Raw genomic sequence first — 21,218 nt, 5'->3', positions numbered from 1 at the left:
TCCCGCGATGACCAGCCCGGCTTACGCCGGGCTTTTTCATTGTCAGTCGGAGCGGGGACGAGGAATCGCCTATTTTTTTAGGAAAAATCCTATGTCCGCTTGCCGGCGGTTCTGCTGGAATTTGCCTTGCTGCCGAATCCTTGGGTTTCGGCGTATTTCTGACGCCTGGCATCGGCCAGGCGTACCGGCAACGCAGTTGGAAAGATGGGCGAGGACGCGGCTTTATGAACCAGGCGGGCAAGATATCGGCGGAGACGCGGGAGCGCATCATCGCGGCGGCGACGGAACTATACGAGAAGTCCGGTCGCATGCGACATCCCGCCGTAGACCAGGTCCGTCAACTGGCGGGCGTGGACATGGACGCCGCCAGCGTGGTGCTCAAAGACTGGCGACGAGTGCAGCCGGCGACGGCGGCGGCCTTGGACGGGGAGGTGCCGGAAGGCGTCAGCCAGGCGGGGCTGGCCGCGCTGGAAGCGATCTGGACGCAAGCCAAGGCGCTGGCCAACGACAGCTTGAGCGCCGCCCAGGCGGCCTGGGAGCGCGAGCGATCCGAGTTGGATCAACTGCGCGCCGAGCTTGCCGGCGCTTTCGAACGTCAGGCGGCGGAGCTGGACGCCACGCGCCGCCAACTGTCCTCCTCTCTAGCCTTAGCCGCGCAGCAGGCGCAGGACCTGGCGGTGGCGCAGCCGCAGGCGGAAGCATTCCGCGAGCGTATGGACAAGGCCGAGGCCCGAGTCGGCGAACTGGAGCGGGAGCTATCCGAGGCGAAAAGCCAGTTGCTGCGAGCCCAGAGCGAATTGCGCCTGAGCGCCGCGGACGGCCAAGCGGCGGAAAACGCGCTAGCCAAGTTGCGTGGCGAATTGCTGCAAGCGGGCGCCAGCGCCGCGATGAAGGCGGAAGTGGCTCGGATCAAAACGCCTCCCAAACCGATGGCCGCGCCGGAGCCCGGCGACGAGGAACCTTCCTTGACGGCCGCCTACACGCCGCAACCGGCCGCCGAGGATATTCTGAAGTTTCGTTGATGCGTAGCGCGGCCGCCGTCAGTGCTGGGGAATCAGCACGTCGGCGCATAGCACGTGCATGATCTCGTCGATTTCTATCGCCATCGAGATAGTTACGCAGGAGCGGGTGTCGGTCATGGACAGATAAGGCTCGCTCATATACAGCACGCCGGGTTGGTCCACCGCATGTTGAAAGTAGCTGCGCCGCGACCAGACGGCGCCGGTGGTGTCCACCAGCGGCGCGAACTTGGGATTGGCGGCGGCCCGCGGCTGGCGGCTGTTCAGGTTGCGGCCGATCTGGCGTCCGGCGCTGTCCAGCAGGAAGCAGCGCACCACGTCCGGCAGTGCCAGCATCGGCTTGGCGGCCAAGTCGAACGGCGTGCCTTGCATGAGCGAGATGGCGCTTTGAACAAAAGATTGTCGCGCCAGCTCGATCTGGCGCCGGGTCAGTTTGCGTTTCAGCAGTTCGCGCGCCATCAGCTCATCCCAGCGTTCATCGATGCGAGGGGTGATGATGTGGTCCTGATCCGGCTGATCGCTGGGGTGAGCGACGAAATAGCCTTGCACCAAATCGCAGCCCGACTCCAGCGCGATCAGCACGTCCTGATCGGTTTCTATCCCTTCCTCCACCACCAAAGCACCAATTTCGTGCATCAACCGCACCAGCTTGGCCAGCAGGTTGCGGGTGCGCGGCTGATGGACGGCGGCGCGCAGCAGGTGCCGGTCGAATTTGACCAAGTCCGGTTCTAGCTGGCAGACGCGGTCCAGGTTGGAGTGGCCGACGCCAAAGTCGTCGATGGCGATCAGAAACCCGCTGCCTTTCAGTACATTCACCCCTTCAATCAGCGCCTCGTCCACTTCCAGAACATGTTCCAGCACTTCCAGCACCACTTGGCTGGGGTCTAGCCCGGCGGCCTTGATGCTGTTGGCCAAGGCCATCGCGCGCTCTGGCCGCGATAAGGACGCGGCGTCGATATTGAGAAACAGCCAGCAAGGGTGGTCGCTCTGCATCTGGCTGAAATGGACGGCATGGGCTTCGCTCGCAGCCAGATCCAACTGGTGGCGGCGTTCGGGAGAGACGACGGAGTAAAAGGCCTCCGCCGGCGTCAGCGGGGAGGCGTCCTGTCTGGCGCGCAGCAAGGCTTCCATTCCTATCGTGCGCCGATGAGCCAGGCTGTAGATAGGCTGGAAGTGACTGCCGAGTTTCAAGCCGGCATGCTCGAATTCTTTCATGGAATAGCTGCCCTCCGTGGCGTGGACTCTATGGCCAGTATTGTTTTTTTGCCTGAAGCAATTGGCATTCCAGTTTAGTGCATCGCTATTAAAAATAAAAAACGGGCCAAGAGGCCCGTTTGGATAAAGATGTTAAAAACCTTATTACTGTTGGATGCCCGCCACCAACCACTTGCCGTTGGTGCTGTCGTCCTTGATGTAGTGCCAGTATTCGGTGAACGGCTCGGCCGGCGCGTTTACGGCTTCGCTGACCATGCCGGAGAAGCGCACGCTGGCGATATAGCGGTTGCCTTCGGTGCTGGCTTCGGACAGCTGGCAGTCCAGCTGCGGGAAGTCGGCCACGTCGGTATTGCCGGCGATGTCCTCGCGCAAGGCGTTGAACAGGTCCGGCGTCATGTACTTGCGCACTTCTTCCAGGCTTTCCGTGCTGTTCAAGCTTTGCAGGTGCAGGAAGGTGGCCTTGGCCTGACGCAGGAAGTGCGGGGTCTCGGTGCCGTCCGGCAGGCGCGCGGGCGCCTCGCTGATCACGCCGCCGCCAAAGCCGGCTTGCGCGCCGCCCAGGCCGGAGCCGATTTTCGGGATGGAGTCGAAACGGGCCGGTTCTTGATAGCCGCCCATATTCTGCGGCATGCCCGCTGCTTGCGGTGCAGCCATGGCCGGACGCGCCGCTCCGGCTTTGCGGCGGAAGAACATATAGCCGCCTACCAGCACCAGGCCCAGCAGGGCCAGCGTGCCCCAGGGCATGCCGCCGCTCTTCTGCGGCTGCTGGCCTTGGGCTTGCGCCGCGAGGGCCGGATCTGCGTTGCCGTTAGCCGTGGCGGGAGCTTGCTGTTGTCCGCCTTTGTCGCTCATGGCGGAGCCCAGCATATAACCGGCTGCCGCGCCGGCCGCGCCTGCGGCTACGGCGGTGCCGATGCCGGGGCCGGACTTGGGTTGAGCTTGAGCAGGCGCAGGCGCTTGCGCGGGCGGAGCCACCGGGCGTGCCGGCGCTTGTTGTTGGTAAGAACGGGTGGGGGCCGAGCGCTGCATGCCGGCGCTCTTGCCTTTACCTAGGCGGGCCGCTTCCGCGAACGGGGCGGCCAACATGGAAACCATGGTGAAGGCGAGCATGATCGTCTTCGCGCGGGTGGTCATATTTGCTTTTTTCCTGAGTGGTTGGTATCGCCCCGGTATGACTGGAGCGCAAAAAATTAGTTCGGGGTCAATGGCTGAATTTCAATGACTTGCGCATGGTTTTTTTCCACGCGGAAGCGCACGTTCCACTGGTGCAGCGCCACGCCGTAAATCCGTTCCGGGTCATCCTGATAGGCCGGGCGCGGATCCTGGGCCAGCACCTGTTCCACCAGCGCGGCGAAATCGTCCGGCAGGCTGGCTTCGGTGACCAGTTGCGCGTGAGCTGCGGCGTCCCAGCCCACGCTCAATTGCGGCGGCGGGCCATCGACGAAGCCGCCGCGGGCGTCGGCCCTGGCTTCGACGAAGGGTATATAGGGCTTGATGTCCAGCACCGGGGTGCCGTCCAGCAGGTCGGCGCCCTCCAGCGTCAGCACTACCTTGGGCTGGGTGTCCACGCGCAGCAGCCGCACCAGTGACAGGCCCAGCGGATTGGGGCGATGGGTGGCGCGGCTGGCGAATACGCCGACTTTGGCGTTGCCGCCCAGCCGTGGCGGCCGCACCAGCGGCTGCCAGCCGCGGTCGGCGGTTTGATGAAACACGAAGCTGATCCAGACGTGGGAAAACGCGTCCAGACCGCGCACCATGTCGGGGTGGTCGTAGGGCGGCAGCAGCTCCAGCGTGATGCGGGCGGCGTTGACCAGCGAGGGCTGGCGCGGGATGCCGAATTTTTCGCGGTAGGGCGAATGGATCACGCCTACCGTTTCAAAGGTGTGGCTCATGGCCGGATTGTAGCATTGCTGCCCCACAGCTTTATTCCTGCTATGCCCAAGGAAACAGCCGCGCAAGTAAGGCAACAGCAGCCGCCAACATGCCTATGCCCAATATCAGAGTGATCGAAACGTGGAGCCAGAAACGAAAGGACCGGTCTTGTCTCAAGATGCTTGTCCGTGATCTGTAATCATGGAATACACCGGTATGGATGGCTGTGCGGGTATGGCTCAGGGAGGCACAAGCAAGAAAAAGCAGCAAGGTGATGAGGGCGCAGCCGCGTAGCAGCGGGTAAGCGCTCTGGAGTAGGCTGGCGAGGATTAGGATTAGGATTAGGATCAGGATGGGCGCAATGGCGCGGGTTACCGAGGGTGGCCTGGGCATGATAGCGCTGGGTGGACAGTGAATCCGTCCATCATGCGGCTTGTGGGTGCAAAATGAAAGATGCGCCTGACGGCGCATCTACATTATTGGCAGCTTGGTACAGATCAGCCGACGAAGTGCTTGTTGTAGCGGCTGCTCAGCCGGCCCATGGGCAGCAGCATGAAGAAGTCCGCGCAGTTGAAGTCCGGGTCCCAGGCCGGCTCGCCGCAGATATAGGCGCCGGCGCGCAGATAGCCCTTGATCAGCGCCGGCAGCGGTGCGGAGGGAGCGTCGTCGCAGACTCGGTCCAGAGGCAGCGGCAGGTGGGGGAACACCCGCCATTCCGCCGGCGACAGGTGCTTGGCTTCCAGTTGACGGTACAGACTGACCGCCTGGTGGCCGCCGTCGCTCAGCGACACGCTGGCGCAGCCGGCCAGGTATTGACCGCCGTGCAGTTGAACGTAGTCGGCCAGGCCGGACCAGAGCAGGGCGATCACCGCGCCGGAGCGGAAATCGCGGTGCACACAGGAGCGGCCCACTTCGATCAGGCCGGCGCGCAGGTGGGCCAGCCGGGTCAGGTCGAACTCGTGCTCGGAATACAGGCTGGGCGCGCGGCGCGCCATGGCCGGGGACAGCATGCGGTAAGTGCCCACCACCAGGCCGCTGGCGGCGTCTTCCACGATCAGGTGGTCGCACAACTCGTCGTACTCGTCGCAATCGATGCCTAGATCGTGCGAGGCGAGCTCCGCGCCCATTTCTCCGGCAAACACATCGAAGCGCAGCTTCTGCGCGCGGCGGATATCCTGCGCTTCACTGGCCACGCGCACGCTCAGGCGCGGTTTGGCGCTCACGGCAAGCTGTTCATTTAGCAGCATGTTTTGCTCCCTTTTGTGGTGAGCCCCATGCTAGGCAGCTTGTTTGACGCGGCGATGTCTTTAATATGACTATCGGGTGACCGGCGCTTGACGCCGCGGTTACCAGCTGGATTTATTGAAATCAACGACTTACGCTGGTTCAGGATTTGGCGTAGAATAGGCCGTTTTTCCGTTCGATTTGCTCTTTCCGACAAAGCCATGATTTATCCGACAAACTTCGACGTGATAGTGGTGGGCGGCGGCCATGCCGGCACCGAGGCCGCTTTGGCGGCCGCGCGCATGGGCTGCAACACCCTTCTTTTGACGCACAACATCGAGACGCTGGGTCAGATGTCGTGCAATCCGTCGATCGGCGGCATCGGCAAGGGCCATCTGGTCAAGGAAGTGGATGCCCTGGGCGGCGCGATGGCGCTGGCCACCGACATCGGCGGCATCCAGTTCCGCACCCTCAACGCCTCCAAGGGCCCGGCTGTGCGCGCAACCCGCGCGCAGGCCGACCGCATCCTGTACAAGGCGGCGATCCGCGAGATGCTGGAGAACCAGCCCAATCTGACGCTGTTCCAGCAGCCGGTGGACGATCTGCTGATAGAGGGCGACCGCGTCGCCGGGGCCATCACCGCCATCGGCATCACCTTCCGCGCCAAAACCGTGGTGTTGACCGCCGGTACCTTCCTGTCCGGCAAGATCCATGTGGGCATGGAAAACTACACCGGCGGCCGCGCCGGCGATCAGGCAGCGTCCACGCTGGGCGCGCGCTTGCGCGAACTGGCCCTGCCGGTGGGACGGCTGAAAACCGGCACGCCGCCGCGCATCGACGGCCGCAGCGTCGACTTCTCCGTAATGGAAGAGCAGCCGGGCGACACGCCGGAGCCGGTGTTCTCCTACCGTGGCAGCCGCGCGCAGCACCCCAAGCAGCTGCCGTGCTGGATCACCCACACCAATGAACGCACCCACGAGATCATCCGCTCCGGTTTCGACCGCAGCCCGATGTTCACCGGGGTGATAGAAGGCGTGGGCCCGCGTTACTGCCCGTCTATTGAAGACAAGATCAACCGCTTCGCCGACAAGGACAGTCACCAGGTCTTCCTGGAGCCGGAAGGCCTGACCACGCACGAGTTCTACCCCAACGGGATTTCCACCAGCCTGCCCTTCGACATCCAGCTGGCGGCGGTGCGTTCGATCCGCGGCATGGAAAACGCCCACATTCTGCGGCCCGGCTATGCGATCGAATACGATTATTTCGATCCGCGCGGTCTGAAGGCCTCTCTGGAAACCAAGGCGATCCAGGGTCTGTTCTTCGCCGGTCAGATCAACGGCACCACCGGCTATGAAGAGGCCGCTGCTCAGGGCCTGCTGGCCGGCATGAACGCCGCCTTGTTCGCCCGGGAGCAGGCTAGCTGGTGCCCGCGCCGCGACGAGGCCTATCTGGGCGTGCTGGTGGACGACCTGATCACCAAGGGCGTGGCCGAGCCCTATCGCATGTTCACCAGCCGAGCCGAATTCCGCCTGCAGTTGCGCGAAGACAACGCCGACCTGCGCCTGACCGAGATCGCCCGCCAACACGGCCTGATCGGAGACGTCCAATGGGACAGCTTCTGCCGCAAGCGCGACGCGGTGGAGGCGGAGAAGGCGCGGCTGAAAGCCACCTGGCTGCACCCGGCGCGGCTGAGCGACGCCGCCGCGCTGCAAGCGCTGCTGGGCAAGGCGATTGAGCGCGAGTACAGCCTGTACGATTTGCTGAAACGCCCCAACGTCGCCTATGCCGATTTGATGACCTTGCCGGAGGCCGGCGGCGCGGTGGCTGACGAGGCGGTTGCCGAGCAGGTGGAAATTCAGGTCAAATACCAAGGCTATATCAACCGCCAGAACGAAGAACTGGCGCGCCGCGACAACCTTGAGGACGTGCGCCTGCCGGCCGATATCGACTATGGTCTGGTCAAGGGCCTGTCCAAGGAAGTGCAGCAGAAACTGAACCAGCAACGCCCGGAGACCCTGGGGCAGGCTTCACGCATCCAGGGCATCACCCCGGCGGCGGTTGCTCTTTTGATGGTCCACTTGAAACGCGGCTTTGCCGACGCAACGAAAACCGCATGACACATACCACAGAACTACAACAAGGCCTGTCGCAGCTGAAACTGGAACTGAGCGACGCGCAAATCGATTTGCTGGACCGCTACCTGGCGCTGCTGGCCAAGTGGAACCAGACTTACAACCTGACCGCTGTGCGCGAGGAAAAGCGCATGGTCAGCTACCATCTGCTGGATAGCCTGAGCCTGGTGCCGCATCTGGACGGCGGCAGCCGTTTGCTGGATGTGGGCTCCGGCGGCGGCATGCCCGGCATTCCGGCGGCGATCGCCCGCCCGGACTTGCAGGTGGTGCTGTTGGATTCCAATCATAAGAAAACCACCTTCCTGCGCCAGGTGGTGGTGGAGCTGGGCCTGCCCAATGTGCAGGTGATGACCGAGCGGGTAGAGGCTTACCAGCCGGAGCAGAAGTTCGACCGCATCACCAGCCGGGCGTTTTCCGAACTGGCCGAGTTCGTCAAGCTGACCCGCCACCTGTTGGCGGAGCAGGGTCAATATGTCGCAATGAAGGGTGTCTATCCTTACGAGGAAATCGCCTTGTTGCCGCAGGGTACGGTGGTTTCCGAAGTATTGCCGGTGACAGTGCCGGGCCTGGATGCCGAACGGCACCTGGTGAGAATGCGCCTGGAAGGGGTGGGTGCGCAATGAATTCAAGGGTGATCGCGGTCGCCAACCAGAAGGGCGGGGTCGGCAAGACCACGACTGTGGTGAATCTGGCGGCGGGCCTGGCCGACTTGGGCCGGCGCGTGCTGATTGTCGATCTCGACCCGCAGGGCAATGCCACCATGGGTAGCGGCATCGCCAAGCAATCCCTGAAGTTGTCCGGCTACGACGTGCTGCTGGGCGAGGCCTCGGTTGAAGATGCGCGCCAGCCGGCGAAGGAGGGCGGCTACGACGTGCTGCCCGCCAACCGCGATCTGGGCGGCGCGGAACTGGAGTTGGTCAACGAACTGGCGCGCGAAGCGCGGCTGAAAAACGCGCTGCAGGCGGTGGAGGAGCAGTACGACTATGTGCTGATAGACTGCCCGCCGTCGCTGAACCTGCTGACTTTGAACGGACTGGTGGCGGCGCACAGCGTGCTGATTCCGATGGTGTGCGAATACTATGCGCTGGAAGGCTTGTCCGACCTGGTGGCGACCTTGCGCAAGGTGAGGGTGGCGGTGAATCCCAAGATTGAGATCATGGGTTTGCTGCGCACCATGTTCGACGCGCGCAATAACTTGTCGCAGCAGGTGTCCGAGCAGTTGGCCCGCCATTTCGGCGCCAAGGTGTTCGACACCGTGATTCCGCGCAATGTGCGGCTGGCGGAAGCGCCCAGCCACGGCTTGCCCGGCCTGGTCTACGATCGCGCCTCGCGCGGCGCTCAGGCTTATCTCGCGCTGGCGCAAGAGCTGGCGGACCGGCTCGAGCCCGCAACCACAACTCCCTCCGTCTAAGCAATATGGCCAAATTAAAAGGATTGGGGCGCGGCTTGGACGCGCTCCTGTCCACTGCCGAGACAGTGGACGACAGACTCACCTCCCTGCCCATAGACAGCATCCGTCCCGGCAAATACCAGCCGCGCAGCTTCATGGACGAAGCCGCGCTGGATGAACTGGCCGCTTCGATTCGCGCCCAGGGCGTGATTCAGCCGCTGGTGGTGCGTGAAGTGGGTTTCGGCGATTACGAATTGATCGCCGGCGAACGGCGCTGGCGCGCTTCGCGCAAAGCCGGTTTGACCGAAGTGCCGGCGGTGATCAAGAGCGTGCCCGACGAAGCGGCGCTGGCGATGGCGCTGATCGAGAATATCCAGCGTCAGGAATTGGACCCGATAGAAGAGGCCCAGGGCATCAAGCGCCTGATCGACGAGTTCGGCCTGACCCACGAGGCTGCGGCCGACGCGGTGGGCCGATCGCGCAGCGCGGTCAGCAATCTGCTGCGCCTGTTGGCCTTGCCGGAACCGGTGCAGACCATGTTGCATCAGGGGCGGCTGGAGATGGGCCATGCTCGCGCTTTGCTGGCCTTGCCGGTGGTGGAGCAACTGGGCTTGGCGCAGGAGGTGGGCGACAAAGGCCTGTCCGTGCGCGAGGTGGAGCGCAGGGTACAGCAGAAAGCTGTGGAAAAAACCACAGTCGCACCGCAGCAAAAACGTACAGACCCGGATGTGAGCAGGCTGGCTGAACAGGTGTCGGAACGCATAGGCGCCCGGGTTAGCATTCGTCACGCAAACCGCGGCAATGGCAGGCTGGTCATAGAATATGCGACGTTGGACGAGCTGGAAGGCTTGCTGGAAAAGCTGCAGAAAAGCTCAGGAAAATGAGTGTGTTGCACTGCGGTATCCCAATGACACGCAAGTTGACGCAAATCAAGCGGGAAGCCTATAATTCGGCGGTTTTTTTGCTGGGTCAACATGGTTAATCCGGAAGTTAAGCGTATACTGCGCCTGCAGTGCACTCTGGTGGGTGTCGCACTGTTGATTGGAGTGGTTGCAGGGGGAGGAAACCTGGCCATTCCGGTTTCTGTCTTGCTTGGCGGATTGTCGGCCTTGGTGCCGGCCCTGGTGTACGCCAGGATCGCCTACGCCAAGCGCCATGTCGCCCCCGCGGAACTGATGAAAGCGCATTTCAGGGCCGAGGCCGTCAAATACGTCCTCACCATCCTGATATTTGGCGCGACTTTGGTATTTTTCAAGGATTTATCGATAGTCGGTCTTTTTGGCGGATTTTTTGCCGCCGTATCCGGCTACTGGTTCGGGCTTTTAATCAAAAATTGAGAAAATGAGCGATGGCAAGCAACGCAACTGACTACATCAAGCACCACCTCACCTTCTGGAATTCGGATCCTTCCGCCGGCTTCTGGAGCCTGCACCTTGATACCTTTTCCATTTCCTTGGTTCTCGCTTTCATCTTCGCCGGCGTGTTCGCCGTCGTGGCGCGCCAGGCCAAGCTGGAGAATCCGGGCCGGCTGCAGTTGTTTGTGGAAAGCATCGTCGAGATGGTGGACAAGCAGGTGCGCGACGTATTCCATGGCCAGAGCAAGGTGATCGCTCCGTTGGCGCTGACCATTTTCTGCTGGATCTTCCTGATGAACTTCATGGACCTGCTGCCGGTGGATCTGCTGCCGTCGCTGGCCCAGTGGGTGGGTTACACCTTCTTCGGCGCCGAGCCGCATCATGTCTATTTCCGCGTTGTGCCGTCCGCTGATGTGAACGCCACTTTCGCGATGTCCTTGTCCGTGATGTTCTGCATCATCGGTTTCTCCATCAGCGCCAAGGGCGTTGGTGGCTACACCAAGGAGCTGTTCACCGCGCCGTTCCATGCCGAAGGCACCGTGGGCAAGATCTTGCTGGCCCCGGCCAACTTCCTGCTGCAGATGGTTGAACTGCTGGCCAAGCCGATTTCGTTGTCTCTGCGTTTGTTCGGCAATATGTATGCCGGCGAAATGATCTTCATCCTGATCGCGCTGCTGCCGTGGGGCTTGCAGTGGATCCTGGGCGCGCCGTGGGCGATCTTCCACATCCTGATCATCACCCTGCAGGCCTTTGTGTTCATGATGCTGACCATCGTGTACCTGAGCCTGGCGGTGGAAGCGCACTAATACCGGTTTCTTTGTTTTACCTTTGTTTCTTTAGCTTTTTTACCAACCATCCTTGATTAAGTCTTAGGAGATACACAATGGAAGCACTCGTTTCTCAGATCCAGTCCATGACCGTACTGGCCGCTGCCCTGATCATTGGCCTGGGCGCCATCGGTACTGCTCTGGGTTTTGCCATCCTGGGTGGCAAATTCCTCGAGTCCTCCGCCCGTCAACCGGAAATGATTCCGGTTCTGCAAACCAAACTGTTCATTCTGGCCGGTCTGCTGGACGCCATCTCCATGATCGGTGTTGGTATCGCCATGCTGTACACCTTCAATAACCCGTTCCTGTCCGCCGCCCTGGCCGCTCTGAAAGCCGGCGCTTAATTTTTAAGCGGAATTGGTTGTTGCAGTAATACTACTGGAGGAAAACAAGCGTGGAATTTAACGTAACACTACTGGGTCAGGCGATCACGTTCGCCATCCTGGTATGGTTCACCATGAAGTTTGTTTGGCCTCCGCTTACCAACATGATGGATGAGCGCGCCAAGCGCATCGCAGACGGCCTGGCCGCCGGCGAGCGTGGCAAGCAAGATCTGGAAGCCGCTGAAAAGCGCGTTGCGGACGAACTCCGCAAGGCTAAACAGCAAGCGACCGAAATCGTGATGGCCGCTGAAAAGCGCGCCAGCCAGATCGTGGACGAGGCCAAGGATGCCGCACGCGTTGAAGGCGCGCGCATTGTGGCCGACGCCAAGTCTGAGATCGATCAGGAAGTCCTGCGCGCCAAGGAAGCCCTGCGCGCGCAAGTGGCCGACCTGGCGGTTGCGGGTGCAGAGAAGATCCTGCGCAAAGAGATCGACTCGGCCAAGCACGCTGATCTGCTTGCCTCCATCAAAGCGGAGTTTTAATTAACTCATGGCAGAACTCATTACCGTAGCTAGGCCCTATGCCGAAGCGGTATACAGCCTCGCCACCGAGCAGCACGCCACCCAGCAATGGTCGGAATCGCTGTCGTGGCTGGCTGCCATGGTGAAGAACCCGGATTTGGAAGCCGTCATCACCAATCCGAAACATACCGCACAAGAGCTTGAGGCGCTGATGCTGGACGTTCTGGGCACGCGCGGCAATGAAGACGTAAAACGTTTTCTGGCCGCGCTGATCGAGAACAGCCGTTTGACGCTGCTGCCGCAAATCGCCGAACAGTTTGAAGTGTTCAAGGCGCAAGCGGAAGGCGTTGTGGATGCCGTGGTGGAAACGGCGTTTGCATTGAACGATGCGCAGAAGGCCGAACTGACCGACACGCTTTCCAAGAAGTACGGCAAATCCGTACGGATTGATGTGCGTGACAACCCTGACCTGATCGGCGGGGTTCGTGTGTTGGTAGGCGACGATGTCATCGACGCTTCCGTGCGCGGCAAACTGCAAGCCATGGCAGTAAGCCTCAAGAATTAGGAGAGATCATGCAGTTGAACCCCTCTGAAATCAGCGATCTGATCAAGGCGAAGATTCAGAACCTGGCCGAAGGCGCAGAAACCCGTACCAAAGGTACCGTGATTTCCGTGACCGACGGTATCGTTCGTATCCATGGCCTGGCAGACGTGATGCAGGGTGAAATGCTCGAATTCCCGGGCAACACCTTCGGCCTCGCGATGAACTTGGAGCGCGACTCTGTCGGCGCCGTGGTTCTGGGCGAGTACGAGCACATCTCGGAAGGCGACGAAGTTACTTGTACCGGTCGCATTCTGGAAGTTCCGGTGGGTCCGGAACTGATTGGCCGCGTGGTCAACGCCCTGGGTCAGCCTATCGACGGCAAGGGCCCGATTAACGCCAAGCTGTCCAGCCCGATCGAAAAGATCGCGCCGGGCGTGATTGCGCGTCAATCGGTATCCCAGCCAATGCAAACCGGCCTGAAAGCCATCGACTCGATGGTTCCGGTTGGCCGCGGTCAGCGCGAGCTGATCATCGGCGACCGCCAGACCGGCAAGACCGCGGTGGCGCTGGATGCGATCATCAACCAAAAAGGCACCGGCGTAGTGTGCATCTACGTGGCGATTGGCCAAAAAGCCTCCTCTATCGCCAACGTGGTGCGCAAGCTGGAAGAGCACGGCGCGCTGGGCCACACCATCGTGGTGGCCGCGACCGCTTCCGAAGCCGCCGCGCTGCAGTTCATCGCCCCGTACTCCGGCTGCGCGATGGGCGAATACTTCCGCGACATCGGCGAAGACGCGCTGATCGTGTACGACGACCTGTCCAAGCAGGCTGTCGCCTACCGTCAGATTTCGCTGCTGCTGCGTCGTCCGCCGGGCCGCGAAGCCTACCCCGGCGACGTGTTCTATCTGCACTCCCGTCTGCTGGAACGCGCTTCCCGCATCAATGAAGACGAAGTGGCCAAGCTGACCAACGGCGAAGTGAAAGGCAAGACCGGTTCCCTGACCGCGCTGCCCATCATCGAAACCCAGGCCGGCGACGTTTCCGCCTTCGTGCCGACCAACGTGATTTCGATCACCGACGGTCAGATCTTCCTGGAAACCGACCTCTTCAACGCAGGTATCCGTCCGGCCATCAACGCCGGTATCTCGGTATCCCGCGTTGGCGGCGCCGCGCAGACCAAGGTGATCAAGAAGCTGGGCGGCGGTATCCGTCTGGCCCTGGCCCAGTACCGTGAACTGGCTGCGTTCTCGCAGTTCGCTTCCGATCTGGACGAGGCTACCCGCAAGCAACTGCAACATGGCGAAGTGGTAACCGAGCTGATGAAGCAGAAGCAGTTCATGCCGCTGGCCACCGCCGAAATGGCGTTGACCCTGTGGGCGGTGAACAAGGGCAGCTACGAAGACGTTCCGGTGAAGAAGGCCCTGGCTTTCGAAGCGGCGTTCCTCGCCTATGTGCGCGCGAACCATCACGATGTGTTGGCCGCGGTGAACGCTTCCGGCGACTTGTCCGGCGACAACGAGAAAATCCTGGCCAAGGCGATGGAATCGTTCAAGGCTGGCTTCAGCTACAACTGAGTCTTTTCGGTTAACGCAAACAGTTACTAGGAAAGGTTCAGGATATGGCAGTCGGCAAAGAGATTCTCACCAAGATCCGAAGCGTGCAAAACACGCAGAAGATCACTCGCGCAATGCAAATGGTGGCGACCTCCAAGATGCGCAAAACGCAAGAGCGTATGCGCGCTGCCCGTCCTTACGCCGAGAAGGTGCGCACAGTCATGGCGCACCTTGCTCAGGCGAACACGGATCTTGAGCACCCGCTGTTGCAAAGCCGCGACGTAGTCAAACGCGCCGGCATCATCCTGATGACCTCCGACAAGGGCCTGTGCGGCGGCTTGAACGTGAATACGCTCAAGCGCTTCTTCGCCCAAGTCAAGGATCTGCAGGACAAGGGCATCGAAGTCGATGTCTGCTGCTTGGGCCAGAAAGGCCTGGCGGCATGCCAGCGCGCGCGCCTCAACGTCGTGGCCAGCGCAACCCAGCTCGGCGATGTGCCGAAGATGGAAAAACTGATTGGCCCGCTTACGGTGCTGTTCAAGCAGTACGCCGAAGGCGAACTGGACGCGCTCTACATCGTTTACTCCCGTTTCATCAATACGATGAAGCAGGAGCCGGCGACTGAACAGCTGCTGCCGCTGACTTCGGAACACATGGTGGTGGAGCACTCGCACTCGTGGGATTACCTGTACGAGCCGAATGCGCTTTCCGTGATGGAGTTCCTGGTCAAACGCTACATCGAGTCCGTGGTGTTCGAGGCGATGGCCGAGAACATGGCCTCCGAGCAAGCTGCCCGCATGGTGGCGATGAAATCCGCCACGGATAACGCCGGTAACACGATCAAGCAACTGCGCCTGGTGTACAACAAGGCTCGTCAGGCTGCGATCACTACCGAGTTGTCTGAAATCGTGGCAGGCGCCGCAGCGGTGTAAGCCGTCGCAGACTGAAAAAGTTTAATGTTTAGGAACCGATAATGAGCCAAGGTAAAATCGTACAAATCATTGGCGCGGTGATCGACGTGGAATTCCCGCGCGACGCCATGCCAAAGGTTTATGATGCCCTGAAGCTGGTTGATGCCGACCTGACGCTCGAAGTCCAGCAGCAGCTGGGCGACGGCGTGGCGCGCACCATCGCCATGGGTAGCTCTGACGGCCTGAAGCGTGGCATGAGCGTAGTCAACACCGGCGCACCGATTTCGGTGCCGGTGGGCAGCGCCACCCTGGGCCGCATCATGGATGTCTTGGGCAACCCGGTGGACGAAGCCGGCGCGGTAGCGACCGATGTTCGCCGCGCCATCCACCAGCCCGCTCCGAAGTTTGACGAGCTCTCCCCCGCCACCGACCTGCTGGAAACCGGCATCAAGGTGATTGACCTGCTGTGCCCGTTCGCCAAGGGCGGCAAAGTGGGCCTGTTCGGCGGCGCCGGCGTGGGCAAGACCGTCAACATGATGGAACTGATCAACAACATCGCCAAGGCACACTCCGGTTTGTCCGTGTTTGCCGGCGTTGGTGAGCGCACTCGTGAAGGTAACGACTTCTATCACGAGATGAAGGACTCCAACGTACTGGACAAAGTGGCGATGGTGTACGGCCAGATGAACGAGCCGCCGGGCAACCGTCTGCGCGTGGCCCTGACCGGTCTGACCATGGCCGAGCACTTCCGCGACGAGAAGGACGAAAGCGGCAAAGGCCGCGACGTGCTGTTCTTCGTGGACAACATCTACCGCTACACCCTGGCCGGTACCGAAGTATCCGCGCTGCTGGGCCGTATGCCTTCCGCGGTGGGCTATCAGCCGACGCTGGCGGAAGAAATGGGCCGTCTGCAAGAGCGTATTACTTCTACCCGCGATGGCTCGATTACGTCCATCCAGGCCGTATACGTACCTGCGGATGACTTGACCGACCCGTCTCCGGCGACCACCTTCGCCCACTTGGACGCCACCGTGGTTCTGTCGCGCGACATCGCTTCGCTGGGTATCTACCCGGCGGTGGATCCGCTCGACTCCACTTCGCGCCAGCTGGATCCGCTGGTGGTGGGCGACGAGCACTACACGGTAGCCCGTGGCGTGCAGTCCACGCTGCAGCGTTACAAGGAACTGCGCGACATCATCGCGATTCTGGGTATGGACGAATTGTCCGAGGAAGACAAACTGGTCGTGGCTCGCGCCCGTAAGATCCAGCGCTTCCTGTCCCAGCCGTTCCACGTGGCTGAAGTATTTACCGGCTCGCCGGGCAAATACGTGCCGCTGCGCGAAACCATCAAGGGTTTCAAGGCCATTCTCGCTGGCGAGTACGACCATCTGCCGGAACAAGCGTTCTACATGGTTGGCTCCATTGAAGAAGCTGCCGAGAAAGCCAAGACCCTTAACTAAGGAGAGGGCTGATGTCCAAGATGCGTGTGGAAGTGGTCAGCACCGAGCAAATGATCTTCTCCGGCGAAGCTGAATTCGTGGTTGCGCCGGCTACCGAAGGCGAGATCGGTGTGTATCCCCAACACGTGCCGCTCCTGACCCGTATCAAGCCCGGCGTGCTGCGTCTGAAAGTGCCGGGCAGCAGCGAAGAAGTTCTGGTGGCAGTGTCTGGCGGCATGATGGAAGTGCAGCCCAGCCTGATCACCGTGCTGGCGGATACGGCGATTCGCGGCGAGGATCTCGACGAGGCCCGCGCCAATGAGGCAAAACGCGCTGCGGAGGATTCCCTCAAGCGCGCCACCGACGACCTCTCCACCGCGAAGGCGCACGCTGCTCTGGCAGTGGCCATCGCGGAGTTGAAGGCGCTGGATTTCCTCAAGAAGCGCGCCCACTGATAAGAGATGTAATCGTGTATAGTAGGCTGCCACGCAAGTGGCAGCCTTTTTCCGTTTTCGACTCGTGAAAAACCATGGATAGTCTCAGCATCGTCATTCTCGCTGCCGGCAAAGGCAAGCGCATGTACTCCTCCAAACCCAAGGTATTGCACCCCATCGGCGGGGAGCCGATGCTGGCGCGGGTGATCCGCACCGCGCGCGCGCTGAAGCCGGCGCGCCTGATCGTGGTGTATGGCCACGGCGGCGAACAGGTGCGGGCGGCGATACCGGACGCGGACCTGATCTGGGCGGAGCAGGCCGAGCAGCTGGGCACCGGCCACGCGCTGAAGATGGCTTTGCCGCACCTTCCGAAGGATGGCAAGACCATGGTGCTGTACGGCGATGTGCCGCTGACCAAGGCGGACACGCTGCGCCGCTTGTCCGATGCCGCCGGCGCGGGCATGGCGGTGCTGACCGATGTGCTGGACGACGCCAGCGGCTACGGCCGCATGGTGCGCGGTGCGGACGGCAAGCTCCAGGCCATCGTCGAGCACAAGGACTGTACGCCGGCGCAACTGGCGATCCGTGAAATCAACACCGGCATGATGGCCCTGCCCAATGCGCGGCTGGCCGGTTGGCTCGCCGCGCTCAACAACGGCAACGCACAGGGCGAATACTATCTGACCGACGTGCTGGCCCTGGCGGTGGCGGACGGCGTGAGCGTGGACAGCGCCAGCGTCGACGCCAGCTGGGAGGCCGCCGGCGTCAACAACAAGGTGCAGCTGGCCGAGCTGGAGCGCATCCTGCAGCGAAACCAGGCGCAGGCCTTGTTGGAAGCCGGCGTCACACTGGCGGACCCGGCGCGCATCGACATCCGCGGCGAACTCAGCCATGGCATGGACGTCAGCATAGACGTTGGCTGCGTGTTCGAGGGCAAGGTGGAACTGGGCGAGCAGGTGGAAATTGGCGCGCATTGCGTGTTGAAGAATGTCAAAGTGGCCGCCGGCACCAAGATCGCGCCGTTCTCGCATCTGGAAGACGCGGTGGTGGGCGAAGCGTGTCGGATCGGGCCTTACGCCCGTTTACGCCCCGGCGCGCAACTGGCCGGCCATGTGCACATCGGCAACTTCGTCGAAGTGAAGAAGAGCGTGATCGGCGAAGGCTCCAAGGTCAACCACCTGAGCTATGTCGGCGACGCCGAGATCGGCAGCAAGGTGAATGTGGGCGCCGGCTCGGTGACCTGCAATTACGATGGCGTCAACAAGTTCAAGACCGTGATCGGCGACAACGTCTTCGTCGGCTCCGGCACCCTGATGGTGGCGCCGGTGACGCTGGAATCCTACAGCACCATAGGCGCCGGCTCGGTGATCAGCCGAACCGCGCCGGCCGGCGAGCTGACAGTGGCGCGCGCGCGTCAGGTGACGGTGCCAGGCTGGAAGCGGCCTCAGAAAAAGACCGACTGACTCTATTTCCCGGCTAAGCGGCGCCCATTCTCCTGATTTGGAGGATGGGCGCCGTTTTTCATGGCGGCATTCTTGCGACGGCCCCTTGCCGCTGCGCGACGGTTCCGCGCGAGGGGCTTGTCAACGCCGAAGGTGCGCTGCTATGATCGCGAAACTTTCGAAACGAAACTTGTGATGACCAAACGAAATACTCAGCAACGCCGTCACGCCATTGCCGCCCTGGTGCAGGAACGCGGCGAAGTTAGCGTGGACGAGCTGACCAAGCGTTTCTCCACCTCCGAAGTGACCATACGCAAAGACCTGGCTCTGCTGGAAACCGGCGGGCTGCTGCTGCGCCGCTACGGCGGAGCGGTGTCCTTGCCGTCGGAGATGGTGGTCGAGGAAGACGCGGAACAGGTTTCAAAACGAAAGATCGCCATCGCCCGCGCCGCCGCCGAGCGGCTGCGCGACCACAACCGCGTGATCATAGACAGCGGCACCACCACCAGCGCGATGATCCCGCTGCTGGGCAATAAGCGCGGCCTGGTGGTGATGACCAATTCCCTGAACGTGGCCGGCGCGCTGCGCGAGCTGGAGAACGAGCCGACGCTGCTGATGACCGGCGGCACCTGGGATCCGCATTCCGAATCCTTCCAGGGCCAGGTGGCGGAGCAGGTGCTGCGTTCCTATGATTTTGATCAGTTGTTCATCGGCGCCGACGGCATAGACCTTGAGCGCGGCACCACCACCTTCAACGAGCTGGTGGGGCTGTCGCGCGTGATGGCCGAAGTGGCGCGCGAAGTCATTGTGATGGTGGAGTCGGAAAAGATAGGCCGGCGCATCCCCAATCTGGAATTGCCGTGGGAGCGCATTCATACCCTGGTGACCGACGACGCCTTGTCGGCGGAGGCCAGAACCCAAATTCAGGCGAAGGGCATTGCGCTGATCTGCGCGTCCTCGCCCACTGATAGTCCAAGGAGAAAGTAATGTGCGGCATTGTCGGCGCCATCGCGGCGCGTAATGTGGTTCCGGTGTTGGTGGACGGCCTGAAGCGGCTGGAATATCGCGGCTACGACTCCGCCGGCGTGGCGGTGCTGGCCGGCGACGCCATCCGTCGCGTGCGCCGCGTCGGCCGCGTCGCGGAGATGGAAAACGCCGCGGCGGAAGAAAGCCTGCAAGGCCAGGTCGGCATCGGCCACACCCGCTGGGCCACCCATGGCGGCGTCACCGAGCCCAACGCTCACCCGCACGTGTCCTTCGGCAAGATCGCCGTGGTGCACAACGGCATCATCGAAAACCACGAAGAGCAGCGCGAGCGCCTGAAAGGCCTGGGCTACGCCTTCGAATCGCAGACCGACACCGAAGTCATCGCCCACCTGGTGCATCACTACTACCAGGCCGGCGACAGCCTGTTCGACGCCGTCAAGCGGGCCAGCCGCGAGCTGACCGGCGCTTACGCCATCGGCGTGATCGCGGTGGACCGCCCGGACGAACTGGTGTGCGCGCGCATGGGCTGCCCGCTGCTGGTGGGCTTGGGCGACGGCGAGAACTTCATCGCCTCCGACGTTTCCGCCATCGTGTCCGCCACCCGCCGAGTGATCTTCCTGGAAGAGGGCGACATCGGCCGGCTGACCCGCGACGGCGTAGAGCTGCTGGACAAGGACGACCAGCCGGCGCAGCGCCCGGTGCATGTGTCCGACGTGTCGCTGGCCTCGCTAGAACTGGGCCCCTACAGCCACTTCATGCAGAAGGAAATCCACGAACAGCCCAAGGCGCTGTCCGACACCATAGACGCGGTGCAGGACTACGGCTTCAATCCCGAGCTGTTCGGCGAGCGCGCCGGCGAAGTGCTGCCGCAACTGGAAGGCGTCAAGATCCTGGCCTGCGGCACCAGCTACTACGCCGGCCTGACCGCCAAATATTGGATAGAGACCATAGCCGGCGTGCAGTGCGACGTGGAAATCGCCAGCGAATACCGCTACCGCAGTGCCTGGGCCAACCCCAACTACTTGGTGACCACCATTTCCCAGTCCGGCGAGACGCTGGACACCATGGAAGCGTTGAAATACGCCAAGGAACTGGGCCACCGCTACGCGTTGTCTATCTGCAATGTGCGCGAATCCGCGATTCCGCGCGCCAGCGAACTGGTGTTCTTCACCCGCGCCGGCGCGGAGATTGGCGTGGCCTCCACCAAGGCCTTCACCACCCAGCTGGTGGGCCTGTTCGCGCTGGCCGTGACCCTGGGCAAGATGCGCGGCAAGGTCAGCGCCGCCGACGAGGCGCGCTACCTGGATGAGCTGCGCCACCTGCCGGGCAGCGTGCAGCACGCCCTGAACCTGGAGCCGCAGATCAAGGCCTGGGCCGACAAGTTCGCGGCCAAGGACAATGCGTTGTTCCTGGGCCGCGGCCTGCATTTCCCCATCGCGCTGGAAGGGGCGCTCAAGCTGAAGGAAATCTCCTACATCCATGCCGAAGCCTACCCGGCCGGCGAGCTCAAGCACGGCCCGCTGGCTCTGGTGGACGAGGATATGCCGGTGGTGGTGATCGCCCCCAATGACGCGCTGCTGGAAAAGGTGAAATCCAATATGCAGGAAGTGCGCGCGCGCGGCGGCGAGCTGTTCGTGTTCGCCGATCTGGACAGCCATTTCAGCGAATCCGACGGCGTGCACGTGATCCGCACCCCGCGCCATGTCGGCGTGCTCAGCCCTGTGGTGCATGCGATCCCGGTGCAGATGCTGGCCTACCACGTGGCGCTGGCGCGCGGCACCGACGTCGACAAGCCGCGCAACCTGGCCAAGAGCGTGACGGTGGAGTGAGGTTTGCGCTTGGTGTTGACTAGTGTTTACAGACAATAAATATCTCGCACAAGCAATAAAGATGTAGCTCAGACAATAAAGATGTAACAAAGCCCGGCAAGCTACCTTGCCGGGCTTTTATCTTTTTGCATATTCCGCACCTATCACAGCGCCTAGCTGGAACAATCTAACTCATCGGCTGACCAACTGTGTTACTACCCT

Annotated in this window: 21 protein-coding genes; 17 read left to right on the top strand and 4 right to left on the bottom strand. The window is 61.9% G+C overall.

The genetic code is table 11. From position 1 onward, the window contains the following. Positions 1 to 224: 224 nt before the first annotated feature. The gene (locus GYH29_RS21930) at positions 225 to 1,022 is read left to right on the top strand and encodes a DNA-binding protein (RefSeq protein ID WP_161524405.1); all 798 of its coding nucleotides are present in this window, start codon (positions 225 to 227) and stop codon (positions 1,020 to 1,022) included. Positions 1,023 to 1,040: 18 nt separating this feature from the next. Here the strand turns inward: GYH29_RS21930 and GYH29_RS21925 are convergent, their stop codons facing one another. The 4 genes from GYH29_RS21925 to GYH29_RS21910 form a co-directional block, all read right to left on the bottom strand. Next, a complete protein-coding gene (locus GYH29_RS21925; protein ID WP_161524404.1) occupies positions 1,041 to 2,234 on the bottom strand; it encodes a sensor domain-containing phosphodiesterase in 1,194 nt (397 codons plus the stop codon). Positions 2,235 to 2,378: 144 nt separating this feature from the next. Then, positions 2,379 to 3,368: a Tim44 domain-containing protein gene (locus GYH29_RS21920; RefSeq protein WP_081544882.1), complete on the bottom strand. Its 990-nt coding sequence runs from the start codon at positions 3,366 to 3,368 to the stop codon at positions 2,379 to 2,381. A 56-nt stretch (positions 3,369 to 3,424) separates the two neighbouring features. Next, positions 3,425 to 4,126 (bottom strand): tRNA (N6-threonylcarbamoyladenosine(37)-N6)-methyltransferase TrmO, encoded by a 702-nt coding sequence (gene tsaA, locus GYH29_RS21915; RefSeq protein WP_161524403.1) that lies wholly within the window; start codon positions 4,124 to 4,126, stop codon positions 3,425 to 3,427. Positions 4,127 to 4,603: 477 nt separating this feature from the next. Beyond that, positions 4,604 to 5,353, bottom strand: coding sequence for a GNAT family N-acetyltransferase (locus GYH29_RS21910; RefSeq protein ID WP_043589572.1), 750 nt, complete (start codon positions 5,351 to 5,353; stop codon positions 4,604 to 4,606). Between the two features lie 198 nt (positions 5,354 to 5,551). On the opposite strand from GYH29_RS21910, the gene mnmG reads away from it, so the two are divergent. The 16 genes from mnmG to glmS all read left to right on the top strand — a co-directional run bounded on the left by mnmG (position 5,552) and on the right by glmS (position 21,017). Continuing rightward, complete coding sequence (gene mnmG, locus GYH29_RS21905) at positions 5,552 to 7,447, top strand: tRNA uridine-5-carboxymethylaminomethyl(34) synthesis enzyme MnmG (protein WP_161524402.1); 1,896 nt, start codon at positions 5,552 to 5,554, stop codon at positions 7,445 to 7,447. Next, positions 7,444 to 8,085 (top strand): 16S rRNA (guanine(527)-N(7))-methyltransferase RsmG, encoded by a 642-nt coding sequence (gene rsmG, locus GYH29_RS21900; protein WP_019102452.1) that lies wholly within the window; start codon positions 7,444 to 7,446, stop codon positions 8,083 to 8,085. The genes mnmG and rsmG overlap by 4 nt, the downstream gene beginning before the upstream one ends. After that, the gene (locus tag GYH29_RS21895) at positions 8,082 to 8,873 is read left to right on the top strand and encodes a ParA family protein (protein WP_039755485.1); all 792 of its coding nucleotides are present in this window, start codon (positions 8,082 to 8,084) and stop codon (positions 8,871 to 8,873) included. The genes rsmG and GYH29_RS21895 overlap by 4 nt, the downstream gene beginning before the upstream one ends. A gap of 5 nt (positions 8,874 to 8,878) precedes the next feature. Continuing rightward, on the top strand, positions 8,879 to 9,736 hold the full coding sequence (locus GYH29_RS21890; protein WP_043589581.1) for a ParB/RepB/Spo0J family partition protein: 858 nt from the start codon (positions 8,879 to 8,881) through the stop codon (positions 9,734 to 9,736). Positions 9,737 to 9,826: 90 nt separating this feature from the next. After that, positions 9,827 to 10,189: an ATP synthase subunit I gene (locus GYH29_RS21885; RefSeq protein WP_039755309.1), complete on the top strand. Its 363-nt coding sequence runs from the start codon at positions 9,827 to 9,829 to the stop codon at positions 10,187 to 10,189. An 11-nt stretch (positions 10,190 to 10,200) separates the two neighbouring features. Continuing rightward, entirely contained in the window at positions 10,201 to 11,013 is an 813-nt protein-coding gene (atpB, locus tag GYH29_RS21880; protein ID WP_043640594.1) for a F0F1 ATP synthase subunit A, read from the top strand. A gap of 77 nt (positions 11,014 to 11,090) precedes the next feature. Beyond that, the gene (atpE, locus tag GYH29_RS21875) at positions 11,091 to 11,378 is read left to right on the top strand and encodes a F0F1 ATP synthase subunit C (RefSeq protein ID WP_019101091.1); all 288 of its coding nucleotides are present in this window, start codon (positions 11,091 to 11,093) and stop codon (positions 11,376 to 11,378) included. A 50-nt stretch (positions 11,379 to 11,428) separates the two neighbouring features. Next, complete coding sequence (locus GYH29_RS21870; protein ID WP_019101090.1) at positions 11,429 to 11,899, top strand: F0F1 ATP synthase subunit B; 471 nt, start codon at positions 11,429 to 11,431, stop codon at positions 11,897 to 11,899. A 7-nt stretch (positions 11,900 to 11,906) separates the two neighbouring features. After that, on the top strand, positions 11,907 to 12,443 hold the full coding sequence (locus tag GYH29_RS21865; protein ID WP_043640588.1) for a F0F1 ATP synthase subunit delta: 537 nt from the start codon (positions 11,907 to 11,909) through the stop codon (positions 12,441 to 12,443). Between the two features lie 8 nt (positions 12,444 to 12,451). After that, on the top strand, positions 12,452 to 13,996 hold the full coding sequence (atpA, locus tag GYH29_RS21860; RefSeq protein WP_019100514.1) for a F0F1 ATP synthase subunit alpha: 1,545 nt from the start codon (positions 12,452 to 12,454) through the stop codon (positions 13,994 to 13,996). A 44-nt stretch (positions 13,997 to 14,040) separates the two neighbouring features. Beyond that, entirely contained in the window at positions 14,041 to 14,907 is an 867-nt protein-coding gene (gene atpG / locus GYH29_RS21855) for a F0F1 ATP synthase subunit gamma (protein ID WP_043589590.1), read from the top strand. A gap of 41 nt (positions 14,908 to 14,948) precedes the next feature. Beyond that, positions 14,949 to 16,346, top strand: coding sequence for a F0F1 ATP synthase subunit beta (gene atpD / locus GYH29_RS21850; RefSeq protein WP_019103741.1), 1,398 nt, complete (start codon positions 14,949 to 14,951; stop codon positions 16,344 to 16,346). Between the two features lie 11 nt (positions 16,347 to 16,357). Then, a complete protein-coding gene (locus tag GYH29_RS21845) occupies positions 16,358 to 16,780 on the top strand; it encodes a F0F1 ATP synthase subunit epsilon (protein ID WP_019103740.1) in 423 nt (140 codons plus the stop codon). Between the two features lie 74 nt (positions 16,781 to 16,854). Further along, on the top strand, positions 16,855 to 18,222 hold the full coding sequence (gene glmU / locus GYH29_RS21840) for a bifunctional UDP-N-acetylglucosamine diphosphorylase/glucosamine-1-phosphate N-acetyltransferase GlmU (RefSeq protein ID WP_043589591.1): 1,368 nt from the start codon (positions 16,855 to 16,857) through the stop codon (positions 18,220 to 18,222). A gap of 174 nt (positions 18,223 to 18,396) precedes the next feature. Then, a complete protein-coding gene (locus GYH29_RS21835) occupies positions 18,397 to 19,188 on the top strand; it encodes a DeoR/GlpR family DNA-binding transcription regulator (RefSeq protein WP_048413207.1) in 792 nt (263 codons plus the stop codon). After that, a complete protein-coding gene (glmS, locus tag GYH29_RS21830; protein ID WP_107800953.1) occupies positions 19,188 to 21,017 on the top strand; it encodes a glutamine--fructose-6-phosphate transaminase (isomerizing) in 1,830 nt (609 codons plus the stop codon). The genes GYH29_RS21835 and glmS overlap by 1 nt, the downstream gene beginning before the upstream one ends. Positions 21,018 to 21,218 lie beyond the last annotated feature (201 nt).

Source organism: Chromobacterium haemolyticum (assembly GCF_009936155.1).
Classification (GTDB): domain Bacteria; phylum Pseudomonadota; class Gammaproteobacteria; order Burkholderiales; family Chromobacteriaceae; genus Chromobacterium; species Chromobacterium haemolyticum.
Note: the sequence above shows the minus strand (reverse complement) of the source record. Positions and strands in the feature narration are given on the sequence as shown.